The organism is Phytomonospora sp. NPDC050363, assembly GCF_040655735.1.
Taxonomy (GTDB): Bacteria; Actinomycetota; Actinomycetes; order Mycobacteriales; family Micromonosporaceae; genus Phytomonospora.
The window spans coordinates 546,371-565,016 of sequence record NZ_JBFAKK010000001.1 but is presented as its reverse complement, the minus strand read 5'-3'; the positions used below and the strand labels follow the sequence as shown (position 1 = coordinate 565,016).

Annotated in this window: 9 protein-coding genes; 6 read left to right on the top strand and 3 right to left on the bottom strand. The window is 72.8% G+C overall.

The annotated features are described in order from the left end of the window. Positions 1–3 precede the first annotated feature (3 nt). The 6 genes from AB0I28_RS02395 to AB0I28_RS02370 are packed head-to-tail and all read left to right on the top strand — an operon-like array spanning position 4 to position 7,598. Positions 4–1,803 carry a non-ribosomal peptide synthetase gene (locus AB0I28_RS02395; protein WP_357488881.1) on the top strand — a complete coding sequence of 600 codons (1,800 nt, stop codon included), beginning with the start codon at positions 4–6 and terminating at the stop codon, positions 1,801–1,803. A gap of 55 nt (positions 1,804–1,858) precedes the next feature. Continuing rightward, positions 1,859–3,385, top strand: coding sequence for a lyase family protein (locus AB0I28_RS02390; protein WP_357488880.1), 1,527 nt, complete (start codon positions 1,859–1,861; stop codon positions 3,383–3,385). Beyond that, on the top strand, positions 3,382–4,287 hold the full coding sequence (locus tag AB0I28_RS02385) for a kinase (RefSeq protein WP_357488879.1): 906 nt from the start codon (positions 3,382–3,384) through the stop codon (positions 4,285–4,287). Before AB0I28_RS02390 ends, AB0I28_RS02385 begins: the two co-directional genes overlap by 4 nt. 17 nt (positions 4,288–4,304) lie before the next feature. Further along, the gene (locus tag AB0I28_RS02380) at positions 4,305–5,363 is read left to right on the top strand and encodes a cysteine synthase family protein (RefSeq protein WP_357488878.1); all 1,059 of its coding nucleotides are present in this window, start codon (positions 4,305–4,307) and stop codon (positions 5,361–5,363) included. Next, complete coding sequence (locus tag AB0I28_RS02375; RefSeq protein ID WP_357488877.1) at positions 5,338–6,570, top strand: ATP-grasp domain-containing protein; 1,233 nt, start codon at positions 5,338–5,340, stop codon at positions 6,568–6,570. The genes AB0I28_RS02380 and AB0I28_RS02375 overlap by 26 nt, the downstream gene beginning before the upstream one ends. Then, positions 6,567–7,598: a GntG family PLP-dependent aldolase gene (locus AB0I28_RS02370; RefSeq protein WP_357488876.1), complete on the top strand. Its 1,032-nt coding sequence runs from the start codon at positions 6,567–6,569 to the stop codon at positions 7,596–7,598. Before AB0I28_RS02375 ends, AB0I28_RS02370 begins: the two co-directional genes overlap by 4 nt. A 3-nt stretch (positions 7,599–7,601) precedes the next feature. Here the strand turns inward: AB0I28_RS02370 and AB0I28_RS02365 are convergent, their stop codons facing one another. The 3 genes from AB0I28_RS02365 to AB0I28_RS02355 all read right to left on the bottom strand — a co-directional run bounded on the left by AB0I28_RS02365 (position 7,602) and on the right by AB0I28_RS02355 (position 18,632). Continuing rightward, positions 7,602–10,667 (bottom strand): BTAD domain-containing putative transcriptional regulator, encoded by a 3,066-nt coding sequence (locus AB0I28_RS02365; protein WP_357488875.1) that lies wholly within the window; start codon positions 10,665–10,667, stop codon positions 7,602–7,604. Positions 10,668–10,833: 166 nt separating this feature from the next. Beyond that, on the bottom strand, positions 10,834–17,139 hold the full coding sequence (locus AB0I28_RS02360; RefSeq protein WP_357488874.1) for an amino acid adenylation domain-containing protein: 6,306 nt from the start codon (positions 17,137–17,139) through the stop codon (positions 10,834–10,836). Further along, positions 17,136–18,632, bottom strand: coding sequence for an amino acid adenylation domain-containing protein (locus AB0I28_RS02355; RefSeq protein WP_357488873.1), 1,497 nt, complete (start codon positions 18,630–18,632; stop codon positions 17,136–17,138). Before AB0I28_RS02355 ends, AB0I28_RS02360 begins: the two co-directional genes overlap by 4 nt. Positions 18,633–18,646 lie beyond the last annotated feature (14 nt).

Sequence of the window (18,646 nt, the reverse complement as noted above, 5' to 3'; positions counted from 1 at the left end):
TCAATGACCCCGACAAGTGTCCCGGAGCGCTTCGCCCGCCAGGTCCGCCGGACGCCCGACGCGATCGCCCTCTCCGAGGGGGCGCGCGAGCTCACCTACGCCGAACTCGACCGCCGGGTCAACCGCCTGGCCCACCACCTCATCGCCGCCGGCGTCGTGCCCGGCGACCGGGTCGGCCTGCGGCTGCGCCGCTCCCTCGACTGCGTGCTCGCGATGCTCGCCGTGCTGCGCACGGGCGCCGCCTACGTTCCCCTGGAGGCCGACGTTCCACTGGAACGGCTGCGGCACATCGTCGGCGAGTGCTCGCCGCGCGTGGTCGTGACCGGAACCGGCCTGGACTGGGACGACCCCTCGGCGCCGGTGCTGTCCCTGGCCGGGGAGGCGGCCGCGATCGACGCGCGGCCGGTGCACGACCCGGGCGTGCGAGTCCATCCCGACGACGTCATGTACATCCCGTACACCTCGGGTTCGACCGGCCGCCCGAAAGGCTCGGTCGTGCCGCATCGCAGCGTCGTCGGGTTCTTCGAGCCCGCCGACTACGCGCACTGGGGTCCCGGTTCGGTGGCCCTGCACCACTGCCCGTTGTCGTGGGACGGCCACGTCCTCGACATCTACCCCGCGCTGCTGACCGGTGGCAAGGTCGTCGTCCACACAGGACCGGCCTCCGACCCGGTCGCGACCGCGAATGCCGCCACCGAGGCGGGGGTGACCCTGCTGTTCATGACCACGCAGGCGTTCAACACCGTGGTCAACGCCGGCCCGGAGCACTTCGCGGGCCTGCGCTTCCTGCTCACCGGCGGTGAGGTCATCTCTCCGACGCACATGGCGAAGGTCCTCGAAGGCGCGCCGGACGTGCGGGTCGTCGCCTGTTACGGGCCCTCCGAGTGCACGGTGTTCACCACGGTCCACCCGCTCACCGCCGCCGACCTGGTGCCCGCGATCCCGATCGGCCGCGCGGTCGGCGACCGGCGGGTCCACGTCCTCGGTGCCGACGGCGAGGAGGTCGCGCCCGGCGAGAGCGGCGAGTTGCTGGTCGGCGGCCCGGCTGTGGCGCACGGCTACCTCGGCCTGCCCCGGCTGACCGCCGAGCGCTTCGTGCCCGATCCCTTCGGCGAGCCCGGTTCGCGGCTCTACCGCAGCGGCGACACCGTGCGGCCCCGGGCCGACGGCGTGCTCGACTTCGTCGGCCGCGACGACGACCAGATCAAGCTGCGCGGCCACCGCATCGAGCTGGGCGAGATCGAGCGGGCGCTGGCGCGCCACCCCGCGATCGTCGAAGCGGCGGTGGCGGTGGACCGGGACTGCCCGGGCGGGCACCGGCTGGTCGGCTACCTGGTCGGCGGGGCCGAGCGGCCCGAGCCGGCCGAACTGCGGGCGTTCCTCGGGGAGACGCTGCCGGCGGCGATGGTCCCCCCGGTCTACACCTGGCTCGACCGGCTTCCGCTGAGCCGCACCGGGAAGCTCGACCGGAAAGGGCTGCGCCCGCCCGCGCTCCTCGAAGAGGAGTACCTGGCCCCGGAGACGGCCACCGAACGGCGCCTGGCCGAGATCTGGGCCGAGGTGCTCACGCTGCCCAGGGTGGGGCGCCACGACGACTTCCTCGTCGTCGGCGGCAACTCCATGCACGCGACCCGGATGACCAACCGGGTCCGCGACCGCTTCGGCGTGAGCCTGCCGCTGCCGGCGGTGTACCAGGCGACGCGCCTGGCCGACCTGGCGGCACGCGTGGACGCGCTGATCGCGACGGGCACCGCCGTGCCCGCGCTGGTCCCCCGCGCCCGGCGACGGGCCGGTGCCCGATGAACGGGCGCGCCGGGGGCTGCGGCGCGCCCCATCCACCACAACGCGAGGTGACGACATGAACGGAACACCGGTGGCGGGCGCCGCGACGGCGCTCAGCGGGCGGATCGGCTCCGGACCCGCCCGGCTGCTGCACGACGAGGTCCTCGCGCCGCAGTTTCGCTACGAGAGCGCGCACCTGCTCGGCTGGTACGCGCTGATCGAGAAGATCCTGCTCTGCGAGTACCGCCGTCTCGGCCTCGTGTCCGCCGAGGACGCCCGCTCCATCGCGAAACTGCTGAGCGGGCTGGCCGAAGGCGTGCTCGAACCCGACCCGGACGGCAACATGTCCGATCCGGCCTTCGCGATCGAGCGCCACGTCGAGGAGAACCTTCCCGGTCCCGTTCCGGCGTGGCACGTCGACCGCAGCCGCAACGACCTCCAGGCGACCGCACAGCTCATGGCCGCGCGCGGCTGGGCCGCCGAGGCCGCCGGGCGTCTGCTGGACACCGCCCGGGCGGCCGTCGGCACCGCCGCGAGACTGACCGACCTGCCCATGCCGGGCTACACGCAGATGCAGGCCGCGCAGGTGATGTCGCCGGGATTCCACCTGGCGGCACTCGCCGACCAGCTCCTCGCCTCGGTGGAGCGGCTGCTCGGCACCTACGACCACGTCGACCGCTGCCCGCTGGGCGCCGGCGCGATGACCGGGCAGGAACTCGACTTCGACCGCGAGCGGATGGCCCGTCTCGGCGGTTTCGCCGCCCCGCAGCCGCACGCCCTGGTCTCGGTCGCCTCCCGTTCCTGGGCGCTGCTGCTGGCCTCCGACATCTCGGTGCTCGGCGTGACCCTCAGCCGCTTCGCGACCGACCTGATGGCCTGGGGCGGCGGCGACCAGGGCTGGCTGGTCCTGCCCGACGAGCTGTCCGGCATCTCCTCGGCGATGCCGCAGAAGCGCAACTACCCCGTCCTGGAACGGATCCGGGGCCGCACGGCGCACCTGTCGTCGGCCTACCTCGACGTGGCACTGGCGCAGCGATCGACGCCGTTCACGAACATGGTGGAGGTCTCCAAGGAGAGCACCGCCGGGCTGCTCGGCATGTTCGGCACGCTCGGGTCGGTCCTGCGGCTGCTCGACGCGGTCCTGTCCGGGCTGTCCATCGACGCCGAACGCGCCCGCGCGGCCTGCGCCGGGGAGTTCCTCGGCGGATTCACCCTCGCCAACCACCTCACTCTCCACGAGGGGGTGCCGTGGCGCCGGGCGCAAGTGCTGGCCGGGCGCTGTGTGACGGCGGCGCTGGAGCGGGGGCTCGCGCCGCCCGACGTCGGGCCCGGCCTGCTGGCCGAGGTCGCCGCCGCCGAAGGCGTCACACTCGCCGACCCCGCCGCGGCGCTCGCCAAGGCCTTCGGCGGGAACGGACTGTCGGTGAAGGTCACCCCGGGGTCGACCGCGCCGGCCGCGGTCAGCGAGCTGCTGTCCGAACTGACCCGGCGGGAGGCGCTGCTGCGCGGGGCGTGGCGGGCGCGCTCGGCGACGGTGAGCGCGGCCGTCGACCGGGTGGACGCCCTGCTCGGTGTGCGGCGCGCGGCGGGAGGCCCGGCATGACCCGCCCCGCGGCGACACGGGTCCGCGCCGCCGCCCCGCTCGCCGCGGCCACCGTCACCGCGTCGGCCGGCGGAACCTTCGGCGAACTCCTCCAAGGGGCCCTGCCCGACGGCCGCGACTTCCTGGTCACCCTGCCGATAACCCGCCGGGCCGTCGCGACGCTGACCCTCGACCCCGGGCTCGCCGGCTTCGACGTGGAACCGGCGAACCGGCTCAAGTCGCTGGGCCTGGTCACCAAGGCGCTCGCCGAGACCGGTCTGCCCTACGGAGGACGGCTGCGCCTCGACGGGGATCTGCCCGTGGGCAAGGGATTCGCGAGTTCGTCGGCGGACCTGGTGGCCACCGCGCGCGCTCTCGGCACCGCTCTCGGCACGCCTTACACGCCCGAGGAGATCGCGGGCATGCTCCGCGAGATCGAGCCGACCGACGGGGTCATGTATCCCGGCGCGGTCGCCTTCTACCACCGCGAGGTTCGGCTGCGGGAGGTCTTCGGTCCGCTGCCGCCGATCACGATCATCGCCGTCGACGAGGGCGGCGAGGTCGACACCGTGGCGTTCAACAAGCTCGCCAAGCCCTACACGCGCGCCGAACGGCGCCGCTTCGCGCGGCTGCTGGCGATGGCGGGCACGGCGATCCGGGCCGGCGACCTGCCGCTGATCGGGGCCGTGGCCACCGAGAGCGCGCTGCTCAACCAGAAGCTGCGGCCGAAGCGCACCCTGCCCGAGATGATCGCGATCTGCCGGGAGACCGGCGGGATCGGCGTCTCGGTCGCCCACAGCGGGACCACCGTGGGGCTCCTGGTCCCCGACGACGACCCCCACCACGTCGAGAAGGTCACCGAGGCGCTGGAACGCTGCCGCCGGCTCACCTCCCGCGTGGCCGTCTACCACTCCGAAGGCTGACCGAAGGGAAGGGAACCGTGCTCTTCAACGATTTGATCGCCGCCATCGGCGGCACACCGCTGGTCCGGTTGCGGCTCGACGCCGCGCCGGGCGTCGCGGCCTACGCGAAACTGGAGTTGGCCAACCCCTTCGCGATGAAGGACCGGGTGGCCCGGCACATCATCCTCAGCGCCCTCGAATCGGGCGAGCTGACGCCCGGCGCACCGATCGTGGAGAGCTCGTCGGGCACGATGGCTCTCGGCGTCGCGCTCGTCGGAACCTATCTGGGGCATCCGGTGCACATAGTCACCGATCCCCGCATCGACCCGATCACCCTGGCGAAGCTGACGGCGATGGGTTGCGAGGTCCACGTCGTCGAGGCGATGACCGGCGGCGGCTGGCAGAGCGCCCGTCTCGAACGGCTCGCCGAGCTGATGGCCACGTTGCCCGGCGCGTTCTGGCCCCGCCAGTACTCCAATCCGCAGAACCCGGCCGCCTACGCCGGTCTCGCCGCCGAGCTGAGTCGCGAGCTCGGTGACGTCGACGTGCTGGTGGGCGCGGTCGGCAGCGGCGGTTCGCTGTGCGGGACGACGCGCGCGATGCGGCTGCTCTCCCCGGGCGTGCGCTCGGTGGCCGTCGACTGCGTCGGCAGTGTCCTGTTCGGACAGCCGGACCGGCCCGGGCGCCTGCAGAGCGGGCTGGGCAACAGCCTGCTTCCCGACAACCTCGACCACGCGCTGCTCGACGAGGTGCACTGGCTCAACGACCGGGAGGCCTTCGCCGGGGCGGCCGACCTCGCCCGGGAGCAGAAGATCTTCGCCGGGAACACCAGCGGCTCGGTCTACACGGTGCTGCGGTACCTCGCCGGCCGCGCCGCGCCCGGCACCCGGATCGTCGGCGTCTTCCCCGATCGCGGGGACCGCTACGTCGACACCGTCTACGACTCCGCCTACCGCGCGGCCAAGGGCCTCGGCGAGCTGCCGCTGGCCTCGCAGCCGGAGCGGGTCGCCTACGGGACGCAGGTCTCGCGGTGGTCGTGCGCCGATCCCGGTGAGCGGACGGAGGCGGCCGATGCGGTCATCGCTGGTGTTCGTTGAGTCGAACACGACCGGGACCGGGATGCTCGCGCTGGCGAAGTCCCGCGACCTCGGACTGCGGCCGGTGCTGGTCACCGGCCGGCCCGGCCGCTACCGGGGTCTGTCCGATGTGGATGCCGAGGTGATCGTCTGCGACACCAACGACACCGGTGAGATCGCCGACCGTCTCGACGCGACCGAGCTCGCCGGCATCACCACCACCAGTGAGTACTATCTGCCCGCCGCGGCCGAACTGGCGGCCAAGTTCGGCGTTCCCGGCAACCCGCCCGGTGCCGCGCGGAGGTGCCGCGACAAGGCGGCGGTGCGGGCCGCGCTGTCCGGCGCGGGCATCGGGCAGCCGAGGTGGGCGGTGGCGTCGGCGGCCGGTGAGGTCGCCGGCGCGGTCGCCGAGGTCGGGCTGCCCTGCGTGGTCAAGCCCGTCGACGAGTCCGGCTCCTCCGGCGTCCGCCTGTGCTCCACCCTGGACGAGGCCCGGACACAGGCGGCCGCGCTGCTCGCGGTGACGCGCAACGTCCGCGATCAGCCGTCGGCGGGCCTGGTGCTCTTCGAGGAGTACGTCGACGGTCGGGAGTTCAGCGTCGAGTTGTTCGGGCACGCCGGGGTCACATCCTGCGTCGGGATCACCGAGAAGACCGTGGTGGGCGAGCCCTGGTTCGTCGAGGCGGGGCACGTGTTCCCCGCCTCGCTCGACGGGCCGGACGCGGCCGCGATCGTCTCGGCGGTGCGCGAAGCCGTCGCGGTACTGGGCATCGGCCTGGGCGCCACCCATACCGAGGTGCGGCTGACCGAGCGCGGGCCGGTGCTCATCGAGATCAACGCCCGCGCCGCCGGCGGCATGATCCCCGAACTGGTCCGCCTGGCCACCGGCGTCGACCTGCTCGAACAGCAGCTGCGGGCGGCCGCCGGCCTGCCGGTACGGCTGGACCCGACCCGCGCCGGGCACGCCGGCATCGCCTTCCTGCTCTCCCCCGGCGACGGCGTCCTCACCTCGGTGAGCGGCGCCGCCGAGGCCCGCGCCGTCCCCGGCGTCGAACGGGTCACCCTCACCACCGAACCGGGCTCCCGGGTGCACCCAGCCCGCGACGCCTACCACCGGCTCGGGCATGTCATCGCCGCCGGTCGCGACCCCCGGGCCGTCGGCGAGTCCCTCGGCCTCGCGAAAGCCGCGATCGCCGTCCACATCGAACAAGGAGACCGGTCGACGTGATCGAACTGCGCAGCGACACCTTCACGCTGCCGACCCCCGCCATGCTGCACGCGATGGTGTCGGCACCCCTGGGCGACGACGTCTACGGAGAGGACCCGACCGTCCGGACCCTCGAAGAGCGCTCGGCGGTGACCCTCGGCAAAGAGGCGGGGTGCCTGATGCCCAGCGGGACGATGGCCAATCTCGCCGCCATCATGGCCCAGACGCCGCGCGGCGGCCGGGTCATGGTCGGTGACGAGTCGGACATCTACTGCTACGAGGCGGGCGGCGCCTCGGTGTGCGGCGGCGCGGTCTACGCGCCCCTGCCGACGCAGGCCGACGGTCGCGTCGACCTGACCGACCTGGCGCGGCCCTTCGACGACGACCCGGACGACCCGCAGTTCGCGCCACCGGCGCTGCTGTGCCTGGAGAACACCCACAACCGGTGCGGTGGCGCGGTTCTGCCGCTCGACTACCTCACCGAGGTGGGCCGGTTCGCCGCCGTGCACGGCGTCGCCTTCCATCTCGACGGCGCGCGCGTCTTCAACGCCGCCGTCGCCCTCGGAGTGCCGGTCGCCGACGTGGCCGAGGCCGCCGACACCGTCCAGTTCTGCCTCTCGAAAGGGCTGGCCGCGCCGATCGGGTCGATGGTCGTCGGCTCGGCGGAGGTCGTCGGCCGGATCCGCCGCATCCGCAAGATGCTCGGCGGGGGCATGCGGCAGGCCGGGATCATCGCCGCGGCCGGCCTCGTGGCCCTCGACGAGTTCCCCGAGCGGCTGTCGGCCGACCACGCCAACGCCCGCCGCCTCGCCGAGGGACTGGCCTCGCTGCCGGGCCTCAAGGTCCATCCGGTCTCGACGAACATCATCCTGTTCGACGTCCTGGACGAGCGCTACACCTGGCAGGGATTCATCGCGGCGGCCAACGAGGCCGGTGTGCGGCTCAGCGAGCTGGGCCACGGCCGGGTTCGCGCGGTGACGCACTCGGGGGTGTCGGCCGGCGACGTCGACCGCGCGCTCGAAGCCCTCTCGGGCGTACTCGAAGGGTGAGCGTCAGCCGACCAGGCGCGCACCGAGTTCGGCGGTGAGCTTCTCGGCCACCGCCGGCTCCAGTTCGCCGGCGAGGGCCAGCGCCTCTCGCCAGGCCATGCGGGCGGCGTCGGACTGCTCGAGTCCGGCGTAGGCGTCGCCGATGGCTCGCAGGGTCGTGCATCGCCAGCGGAGCATGTCGAGGTCGCCGAAGGTCTGCAAGGCCCGGGTCAGCGCGTCGAGGGCGCGATCCCAGGCCTTGACGTCGAGGAACAGCTCCCCCAAGGTGAGCCCGATGCGGGCCCCCATGAGCCGGTGGCCGAGGTAGGCCGCCTGTGCCTGTGCCTTGAGCAGATGGTCCTCGGCCTCGGTTCCGCGCCCTTGGCGGGAGACGGCGGTGCCGAGTCCGTGCAAGGCGTAGACCTCGCCCACCTGGTCGCCGTAGGAGCGCACGGCGGCGATCACCTGCTGGAAGGTCGCCTCCGCCGCCGCGTGGTCGGCGCGGGCCAGGTGGACGTCCCCCAGACGGCAGAGGACCTGCGCACGGACACGGCGGTTGTCGGTCTCGTCGAGCAGCGCGACCGCGGCGGTGAGCTTCTCCTCGGCGGTGCCCCAGGATCCGCGGTCGATGTGGATCTGGGCGAGGCTGCTCAGCGCGTGCACCTCGCCGATCTGGTCGCCGACGACGCGCAGTTCGGAGAGGGCCTGCGAGCAGCGCGCCTCGGCGGCGTCGAGGCGACCCTGGATGCGGTCGAGGAACGCCAGATTGCGCAGCACGAGCGCGTGGCCGTGGGTGTCGCCGATCTCGGCGAACATCCGCTCGGCCTGCTCCAGCCGCGGACCGGCGTCGTCGAAGCGCTGCTCGAACAGGCGCAGCGTGCCCAGCGAGTGCAGCATCGCCGCCTCGCCCCGGCGGTTCCCCGCCCGCTGGGCCTCGGCCAGGGCGATCTCGTGCGTGGTGCGCCAGTCGTCGAAGTAACTGCGGGCCTCGAACAGCGTGACCGCGGTCAGCGCGAGGTCCCAGCAGAGTTCGTCGAGGCCGCAGCCGGCGGCCTGGCGGACGGCGGCGATGATCCCGTAGCGCTCGCTCTCGTACCAGTCGATCGGGTCGACGAGTTCGCGGTTGACCACCCGGTCGGGCAGTTTCCAGCGCGCGCCGTCGCCGTGGATCAGGGTGTGGTCGCCGCCGTACTCGCGGCGGTGGGCCTCCTCGGTGAGGAACAGCCAGGAGCCCAGCGTGCGGGTCAGCGCCTCCATGCGCGAACCCGGCGACTCGTCGCGCGCGAGGAGTTCGCGAGAATAGGCGCGGATCAGGTCGTGGAGCCGGAAGCGGACCCGGCGGCCCTGGCCTACCCGCTCGACGTCGACGAACTGGGCGTCGATGAGCTCCTCGAGGACCTCCTCGGCGTCGGGAGCCTCGATGCCGAGCAGCGGCGCGGCGACCCAGCCGGGGAAGTCGCCGGTCTCCAGCATCCCGAGGCGGCGGAACAGGGTCCGGGCCGGCTCGGTCAGCACCTCGGCGGTCAGTTCGAGGTGGGCGCGCACGCCGAGCCCGCCGTGGACGAGCTCGTCGAGGCGGCGGCTCTCGTTGACCAGGCGGTCGACGAACTGCTCGACCGTCCAATGGGGACGGGCGGCCAGCCGTGCGGCGGCGATCCGCAGCGCGATCGGCAGCCCGCCGCACAGGGCGATGAGTTCGAGGGACTTGCTGAGTTCGGCGTACACCCGCGCCGAACCGACGATCTTGACGAACATCTTCATCGCGTGCTCGCTGTCGAGCACCTCCACCTCGACCGGCACGGCCCCCGAGAGGCCCGTGAGCCGAAAGCGGCTGGTCACGATCACCGAGCAGCTCGGACTGCCGGGCAGGAGCCAACGGACCTGCTCCTCGGTGGCGGCGTCGTCGAGGATGACCAGCACGCGACGGTCGGCGACGCGCTGCCGGTACATCTCCGCACGCTCCTCCATCCCCGCGGGCATGGAGTTTCCGGGCACGCCGAGGGCTCGCAGGAAGCGCTCCAGCGCCTGTGCGGGGGTGACCGGCTGGGAGGACAGACCGTTGAGCTTGACGAACAGCTGCCCGTCGGGGAAGTCGTCGGCGAGTTCGTGTCCGAGGTGGACGGCGAGGGTGGTCTTGCCGACGCCGGCCTTGCCGCTGACGGTCACGGTGGGGACGCCCGAGGGCGGACCGGTCTCGGGGTCGGGCAGCAGGTGCCGGGAGAGCTGCTGGACGAGTTCGACCTGGCCGGTGAAGTCGCTGACGTCGCCGGGCAGGAGTTTGGGGACCGTGGCCACCGCGGGCATCGCCTGTACCGGGGAAGGCGAGGACTGCGGGGCGGAGACGTCGAGTTCGGACGCGCCGGAGAGGATGGCCTTCTCCAGGCGCCGCAGTTCGTCGCCGGGTTCGATGCCGAGCTCCTCGACGAGGAGCTGCCGGCCCTCGCGGTAGACCTCCAGGGCCTCGGCCTGGCGGCCGGAGCGGTAAAGGGCGAGCATGAGCTTGGCGCGGAGGCGCTCGCGCAGCGGCCGCTGCGCGACGAGCTCGGTGAGTTCGCCGATGAGTTCGTCGTGGAGGCCCAGGCGCAGCCGCACGTCGGCCCATTCCTCGATGACCGCGACGCGTTGTTCGAGGAGCCGGACCTCGACGGCCTGGAGGACGCGGCTGTTGCCGGTGGTGAGGTTGTTGCCCTGCCAGAGGCCCAGCGCGGTGCGGTAGTCCTCCTCGGCCTCGGGATAGCGGCCCTCACCGGAGGCTTTCCGGGCGTTTCGGGTCAGTTCATCGAAGACCTGTAGATCGAGTTCGCCTTCGGGAATCCGGGAAAGGTAACCGGAGGGCGCGGTTGTTATGAAATCAGGCAAACCCGCCTCGGACAGCATTCTGCGCAGAATGGAAACGCAGATCTGAACCTGTCCTTTTGCGGTGGCCGGTGGCGAATCGTCCCACACCGCTTCGATGAGACGGTCGACGGGAACGGGCCGGTTGGCCTCGACCAGCATCATCATCAGAATGATCTGCTGCCTTTGAGCCGCAATGACGACCGGGCCCTGAGCGCCGTCGACGCCCATCGGCCCGAGAACCCGAAATCGCATGCAACTTCCCCTCGTGTGGGCGTTCGTGCCCCATGGGTGTGGAGCGCCCGCGGGCAAGGCGCCGTGCGTATGAGGGTACAGAGCGTGGCCATGCGAGCCAATTGTCTATTTGGGCACCGGTGACCAGTCCATAAGGGAATCAGGCCACCGGTGCCCGGCGTGGTGGTCAGCTCACACTGAGTCGCAATGCGTCTTCTTCGGACAGTCCGGCTATTTCGGCGAGGACGAGATCCTCGACCAGCGCGGCGGCCGCGGCGACGGTGGGCCGTTCGAACATGAGGCTGAGCGGCAGGGCAAGTCCGAAGGCCTGGCGCATTCGCGTGACGATGCGGATGGCTATCAGTGAATGGCCGCCGACGGCGAAGAAGTCGTCGTCGCCGCCGACCCGGCTCAGGCCGAGGACTTCGGCCCACATCGCCGCGATCGCCTCCTCCGTCGGTGTGGCCGGGGCCCGGTACGGGGTCTCGCGGACGCCGTCGGGGTCGGGCGTCGGCAGGGACTTGCGGTCGAGTTTTCCGCTGGCGAGCCGGGGAAGCGAGGAGACGGCGGCGATGGAGCTCGGGACGGCGTAGACCGGCAGGTGCTCGCGGGCGAACTCGCGGACGTCGGCGGCGGTCGCGGTGTCGTCGAGGACGACGTAGGCGGCCAGGCGCTTGTCCGTCGGGGTCGCCTGCCAGGCGATGACGGCCGTGTCGGCGACGGCGGGGTGCTGGCGCAGGACGCTCTCGACCTCGCCGAGTTCGATGCGCACGCCGCGGATCTTGACCTGGTGGTCGCGGCGGTCCATGAACTCCAGCGACCCGTCGTCGTGCATGCGGCCCTGGTCGCCGGTGCGGTAGAGACGTTCGCCGGGCTGGTGCGGGTGCGGCACGAACGCCGCGGCCGTGCGGGCGGGGTCGTTGAGGTATCCGCGTGCCAGCCCGACGCCGCCGATCGCGAGCTCGCCGGGCACCCCGACGGGCAGGGTGCGCCAGTACTCGTCGATGACGGCGACGTCGTTGTTGTCGAAGGGCCGCCCGAGGCTGACCGCCGCGTTCGGGGAGTCCGCGTCGGCGGCCGAGCAGACGCGCCAGGTCGAGTCGATGGACACTTCCGTGGCGCCCCAGGTGTTGTCGAGGGAGACGCGCTCGCCGAAGCGCTCGCGGAAGCGCGCCACGAGGGCGGGCCGCAGCGCCTCGCCGCTGGACAGGACGCTGCGCAGACCGGCGAGTCCGGCGAGGTCGGGTTCGCCGAGGCTCTCCAGGACCAGGTCGAGCATGCTCGGCACGAAGTTGAGGTGAACCGAGCTGTGGGCGACGGCCGCGTCGATGATGGCGCGCGGGTCGCGGTGCAGCTCCGGTGGCAGCATCGCCACCCGCCCGCCGGCGAGCAGCGGCCAGAACAGTTCCACGGCCGCGTCGTCGAAGGTGAGGGTCGTCTTGTGCAGCACCGTCTCTCCGGCGGCCATGCCGTGCCGGCGCTGCATCCACCACATTCTGTTGACCCAGCCCTCGTGCGTGCAGGCGACGCCCTTGGGCTGGCCGGTCGATCCGGAGGTGAAGTAGACCGCGCAGAGGTTTCCCGGATCGACGGGGACCGCGGCGGCCAGCGGCGGGCCGTCCTGCGCTTCGGCGAGGGTCAGCGCGCGTCCGCCGGCCCGCCGGATCTTCGCGACCGAGCCGGGATCCACAAGGGACACCGGGCAGCGGGCCTCGGTGAGGAGTTTCGCCACCCGCGCGACGGGTGTGTCCGTCTCGATCGGAACGTAGGCGCCGCCGGCCTTGAGCACACCGAGGAGCCCGGCGAGCATCCCGGCCGAGCGGTCGAGCATGACCGCGACCGGCACGTCGGGGCCCACGCCGCTGCCGCGCAGGGTCGCCGCGATCCGGGAGGCGCGGTCGTCGAGTTCGGCGTAGGTGAGTTCCTCGGCGTCGTCCCGCACGGCGATGAGCCCGGGAGTCCTGCGGGCCTGTGCCTCGAACAGTTCGTGCAGGCCGACTCGCGGGAACTCCGAGAGCGGCGGGCCGGACAGCTCGTGCGCGGCGGCCTCCTCGGCCGCCGGCAGCATGCGCGCGGCGCCGGCCCGTGCGCCGGGGTCGTCGGTGAAGGTCGAGAACAGCACCGAGAGCCGCTCCGCCCAGCGCCGCACCGTCTCGGCCTCGTAAAGGTCGGCGTCGCCGACGACGAGGACGCGCAGGCCGCCGGGAACGCGGTCGAAGTCGACGGCGACGTCGTACTTGGTCATCGCCAGGTCGAGGTGGATCTCCTCGACCGACAGGCCCGGCAGCACCGGCACCGACTCCGGCTGGGTGTTGAGCTTGACCATCACGCCGAACAGCGGGGTGCGTGAGAGGTCCCGCTCAGGTGAGAGTTCCCCGACAAGGCGGTCAAAGGGGACGGCCTGGTGGGCGTAGGCGGCCACCGCGATCTCGCGGACCCGGTCGACGAGTTCGGTGAAGGTGGGATCGCCCGACAGGTCGCCGCGCAGGACGAGCATGTTGACGAACAGGCCGATGAGCCCTTCGGACTCGGCGTGGGTGCGCTCGGCGGCGGTGGTCCCGACCGTCACGTCGGTGCGGCCACTGTGCCGGTGGAACAGAACCTGGCAGGCGGCGAGCAGGACCATGAACAGGGTCGCGCCGCGCTCGGCGGCCAGCCGTTCCAGTGCGGTGGCGACCGCTTCGGGAACGTCGACGACCGTGCTGTGCGCCCGGCCCCGGCGCCGGGCGGCGCGCGGCTTGTCGGCGGGCAGTTCGAAGGGCGTGAGCCCGTCGAGGGTGTCCCGCCAGTACGCCAGGCCCGCGGGGTCGGTGCCCGCCTCGTGCCAGCGGGCGAGGTCGTGGAAGGCGACCGGGGGCGCCTCGGGAGTCCGTCCCGCGTAGCCGTCGGCCAGTTCGGCGTAGAACAGGTGGTAGGACCAGCCGTCGAAGGCCATGTGGTGGAAGGTCACGCACAGCAGGTGGTCGTCCTCGGCGAGCCGCAGGAGGCGGGCGCGGATCGGCGGGCCGCCGGCGAGGTCGAGGTGTTCGCCGGTGTGTTCGGCGGCCAGCGCCTCCAGCCGGCCGGCACCGAGCGGGCCGTGTCCGGTGAGGTCGACGACGTCGAGGGTGAAGTCGGCGGCCGGGCGCAGTATCCCCAGTGGACGGTCGTCGACGACGCGCACGGAGGTGCGCAGCACGTCGTGCCGTTCGACGATGCCGGTCAGCGAGCGGCGCAGGGCGTCGACGTCGAGAACGCCGGTGAGCCGCAGGGCCAGGGGCATCTCGTACTCGCCGCCGGACTCGTCGAGCTGGTCGAGGAACCAGACGCGCTCCTGCCCGCGTGGGAGTTCGAAGGGGCCGGAGCGGTCGTGGACCGGGATCGGCTCGCGGGCCGCGGCCGAGATTCCGTCGGCGCGCATGACGCCGATCGCGGCGGCGAGCCCGGCGACCGTCGGCGCGGCGAAGAGCGCCCGGAGCAGCCGGTCGGCCGGCAGGGCGAGGGCGCCGGAGAGCCTCGTTGCCACGCGGGCGGCGACCAGCGAGTGGCCGCCGAGCGCGAAGAAGCCGTCGTGGGCCCCGACGGTCGTGCCGAGCAGTTCGCCCCACACGTCCGCGACGATCCGTTCCAGCTCGTCGCGGGGCGCGACATGCCCGGCCGCAGCGGAACCCGGGGGGACGGGAAGCGCCGCGCGGTCGACCTTTCCGTTGCGCGTCACGGGAATGGCGTCCATGGGCACCAGCGCCGAGGGCACCATGTACGCGGGCAGTTCGGCGCCGAGGCCGGCGGTGACGGCCTCCGGGCCGTCCTGTGCGCCGGCGGCGGGCACGTAGTAGCCGACGAGTCGCGCCAGGCCGGGTACGTCCTCGCGGAGGACGACGGTGGCACGGTCCACGCCCGGGTGCCTGCGCAGCGCCGACTCGACCTCACCGAGTTCGATGCGGTAGCCGCGCAGTTTGACCTGGTCGTCGCGGCGTCCGATGTACTCCATGACGCCGTCGGCCCGCCACCGGACGAGGTCGCCGGTGCGGTACATGCGGGCGCCGGCACCGGCGAAGGGGTCGGGCACGAAGCGCTCGGCGGTGAGGCCGGGACGGTTCACGTAGCCCCGCCCGACGCCCTCTCCCCCGATGTACAGCTCGCCCGCACCACCGACGGGCACCGGCCGCAGCCCGGCGTCGAGGACGTAGACGGACGTGTTGTCGATGGGGCGGCCGATCGGCACCGCACGGTCAGGGCCGTCACCGTCGCCGAAGACGTGGGTGACGCAGCCGACCACGGTCTCGGTCGGGCCGTACTCGTTGACGATGCGGGTCGCGGGGAAGAGCCGCTGCCACGCGTCGGCCTTGGCGCCGTGGAACTGCTCCCCGCCGACGACGAGCGTGCCGACCTCGGAGAGCCGGTCACCGGTCCCGAAGCGGGCGGCGAGAGCGTCCAGGTGAGCCGGTGTGAGCTTCACCAGGTCGAGCGCGCGGCCCGGGCGGCGCAGCGCGTCGGCGACGCGGTCGAGGGTGTCGGCCTCGCCGACGATCTCGACGGTCCGGCCGGTGACCAGCGGCCAGAACAGCGGGGTGACGGTGAAGTCGAAGGTGAGCTGCGAGTGCAGGAGCGAACCCGAGGCGCCCTCGGCCGGCGGGTAGGCGCGCAGTGTCCACTGGAGATAGTTGAGCAGGCCCCGGTGGGTGATGGCCGCGCCTTTCGGACGGCCGGTGGAACCGGAGGTGAAGATGACGTAGGCGAGCCGCGCCGGGTCGGCGGAGCGGCCCGGGTCGCTCTCCGGCCGTCCGGCGCCGAGTCCGGGGCCGAGCGGAAGGCGTGGCGGGCCGTCGGGACCGAAGGGGTCGGTGACGCCTTCCCCGACGAGCACCAGCGCGGGCCCGGTGTCGGCGGCCATCCCCGCCAGCCGCGCGGGCGGCATCGCGGGGTCGAGCGGGAGGTAGGCCGCGCCCGACTTCAGCACGCCCAGCACGGCGGTGATCTGCCCGATCCCGCGCTCGGCGAGGATCCCGACGAGCTTCTCCGGCCCGGCGCCCTCGGCGATGAGCCGGTGCGCGAGGCGGTTGGCGCGGCGGTTGAGTTCGGCGTACGTGAGCGTCTCGTCTCCGGCGCGGACGGCGATCGCGTCCGGCCCGGCGGCGACCCTCTCCTCGAAGAGGGCCACGACGTCGGTGCCGGGGATCTCGCGGGAGGTGTCGTTCCACTCCGACAGCAGCAGTTCCCGGTCGCTCGCCGACAGCGCGCCGGCCCGCGACACCGGGGCGTCGAGGTCGGCGAGGAGTGCCGCGAGCAGCCGTGTGTACTGGCCCTGGAGGCGCGCGATCGTGGCGCGGTCGAACAGGTCGGCGCGGTACTCCCAGTAGCCGGTGAGGACGCCGTCCTCCTCGACCAGCGAGACCGAGAGGTCGAGAGCCGACGCGGCCGGGAAGAGCTGTTCGCGGGTGACGTCGAGGCCGTCGAGGACCAGCGGTTCGGCCGGGGTGTTGTGAACCTGGAGGAACACCTGCGTCAGCGGCTGCCTGCCGGGTTCGCGGCTCGGGCGCGCCTCGGCGACGATCCGCTCGACGGGGACCTCGGCGTATTCGAGCCCTTCGAGGACGCTCTCGCGGGCGCGGTCGAGGAGTTCGGCGAAGCTCGGATCTCCGGCGAGGTCGAGCCGCAGCGGCAAGGTGTTGACGAAGAAGCCGATCAGGTTCTCGTACTCCTCGCGGGTGCGGCCGGCGACCGGGGTGCCCACGACCACGTCGGTCTGCCCGTCGTAGCGCGACAGCAGCACGCCGAAAGCTGCGAAGGCGACCATGAACAGCGAGGTGCGGTTCTCGCGCGCGACGCGGTTGGCGGCGGCGGTGACCTCGGCCGGGACGACCGCGCGGGCGGTCGCACCCCGAAAGCCGCTGGTCACGGCGGGCTGGCGGTCGAAGGGCAGCGCGACGGCGGCGGGGGCGCCTTCGAGCGCGGATCGCCAGTAGGCCACACCCTCGGCGTGGTCCTCGCGGCGCTGCGCGGCGGCGTAGTCGCCGTACTGGACGACCGGTTCCGGCAGCGGCGCGGCGGCGCCGTCGCGGTGGGCGCGGTAGAGCGCCGAGAGCTCGCGGTGCAGGACCGACTCCGACCATCCGTCGGTGGCGATGTGGTGGATCCGCACCAGCAGCACGTGTTCCCCGGCCGACAGGCGCAGCAGGTCGAAGCGGGCGGGAACCTCGGCGTCGAGGTCGAAGGGCTCGTCGACGGCGTCGGCGACGAGGGCGTCGAGCCCGGCCGCCGTGACATCCACTGTGGACAAGACCGCGGACCGGGCCGGAAGGACCCGCTGGCCGTCGTCGCCGTGCACGGTCCGGAGGATCTCGTGCCGGCGCGTCAGCTCGGCCACCGCGCCGGCGAGCGCCGCGGCGTCGAGCGGCCCGCGAAGGCGGTACACATAGGACATGTTGCCGACCGACGACCCCTCGGCCATCCGCCGGACCAGCCGCATCCGCTCCTGTCCAAAGGAGAGCGGCCGGATACCAGTCGTGCTCATCGTGACACCAAAGCCCTTCGGTCGACCTTGCCGTTCCCGGTCAGCGGCAGCGTCCGGTGGATCTGGTAGCGCAGGGTGCACATGTGGGCGGGCAGCCGGGCCGCGACGCGCTGCCGTACCGCGCCGAGGTCCACCTCCCGTCCGGGGAGGGTCGCGATGTGCGCGACCAGGATCGAACCGCCCGTGGAGTCCTTCTCGACGACGCACACGCACTGGCGCACGCCGTCGGCCGAGGCGACCGTCGACTCCACCTCGCCGAGTTCGATGCGGAAGCCGTTGAGCTTCACCTGGCCGTCACGGCGGCCGATGTAGTGGTAGGCGCCGCGCTCGTCGCGGACGGCCCAGTCGCCGCTGCGGTAGTAGCGGCGCTCATCGCCTTCGCGGGAGTCGGTGACGAAACGCTCGGCGGTCAGTTCGGCGCGGTCGAGGTAGCCGTGCGCGGCACCGCCGCCCGACACCCACAGTTCGCCGGCCTCTCCGTCGGCGACGGGCTCGCCGTCCTCGTCGCGCAGCGAGAAGGCCAGGTTGGGCAGCGGGATCCCGATCGGGGTGGTGGCGTCCGGCCCGTCGAACACGTCCTCGTCGAGCGGGCAGTGGCTGGCGTGCACGGTGGTCTCGGTGATCCCGTACATGTTGACCAGCGCGCAGTCCGGGGAGATGCCGGCCGACCACCAGGCGCGCACGTCGGCGGGGTTGACCGCCTCGCCGCCGAAGATCACGTAGCGCAGGCCGGGGAGTCCGACACCGTTGCGGGCGCACTCGACAACGAGGTTGCCGAACACCGAGGGGACCTGGTTGAGGACGGTCACCCGCTCGCGTTCGAGGAGTTCGGCGAAGTCGAGCGGGTCGAGCTGCTGTACGGGGTGCACGACCACGGCCCGGCCTCCCGACAGCAGGGGCCCCCAGACCTCCCACACGCTGAAGTCGAAGCTCGTGGAGTGGAACAGCGTCCAGACGTCCTCCTCGCCGAAGTCGTAGAGACCGGCGGTGGCGTCCATGAGGCTGAGGACGTGGCCGTGCCCGACGACGCAGCCCTTCGGGTTCCCGGTCGACCCGGAGGTGTAGATGACGTAGGCGACGTCGTCGGGGACCTCGTGCGGGCCGGGCGATTCGAGGCGTACCAGGTGCAGGCCGCCGACCGAGGCCACGGCCTCCTCTCCCTCGGCGAGGCGGTCGGTGAGGACCAGCGACACCCGGGAGTCGGCGGCGATGTAGGCGCGCCGCTCCTCGGGGTAGCCCGGGTCGATCGGGACGTAGCCCGCGCCGGCCCGCATGATCGCGAGCATCCCGGCGGGGGCCAGCACGCCGCGCGAGGCCCGCAGGGCGACCAGGCGCTCGCCGGGCCGCAGTTCGGCGGCCAGGACGGCGGCGGCCTCGGCGCTGCCCTCGTCGAGTTCGCGGTAGGTCACCTCAACGGCGCCGTCGCTGACGGCGATCCGGTCGGGATGGCGTGCGGCGACGGCGGTGAAACGGGCGTGGAGGGTGTCGGGCATGCTGATCAACTCCG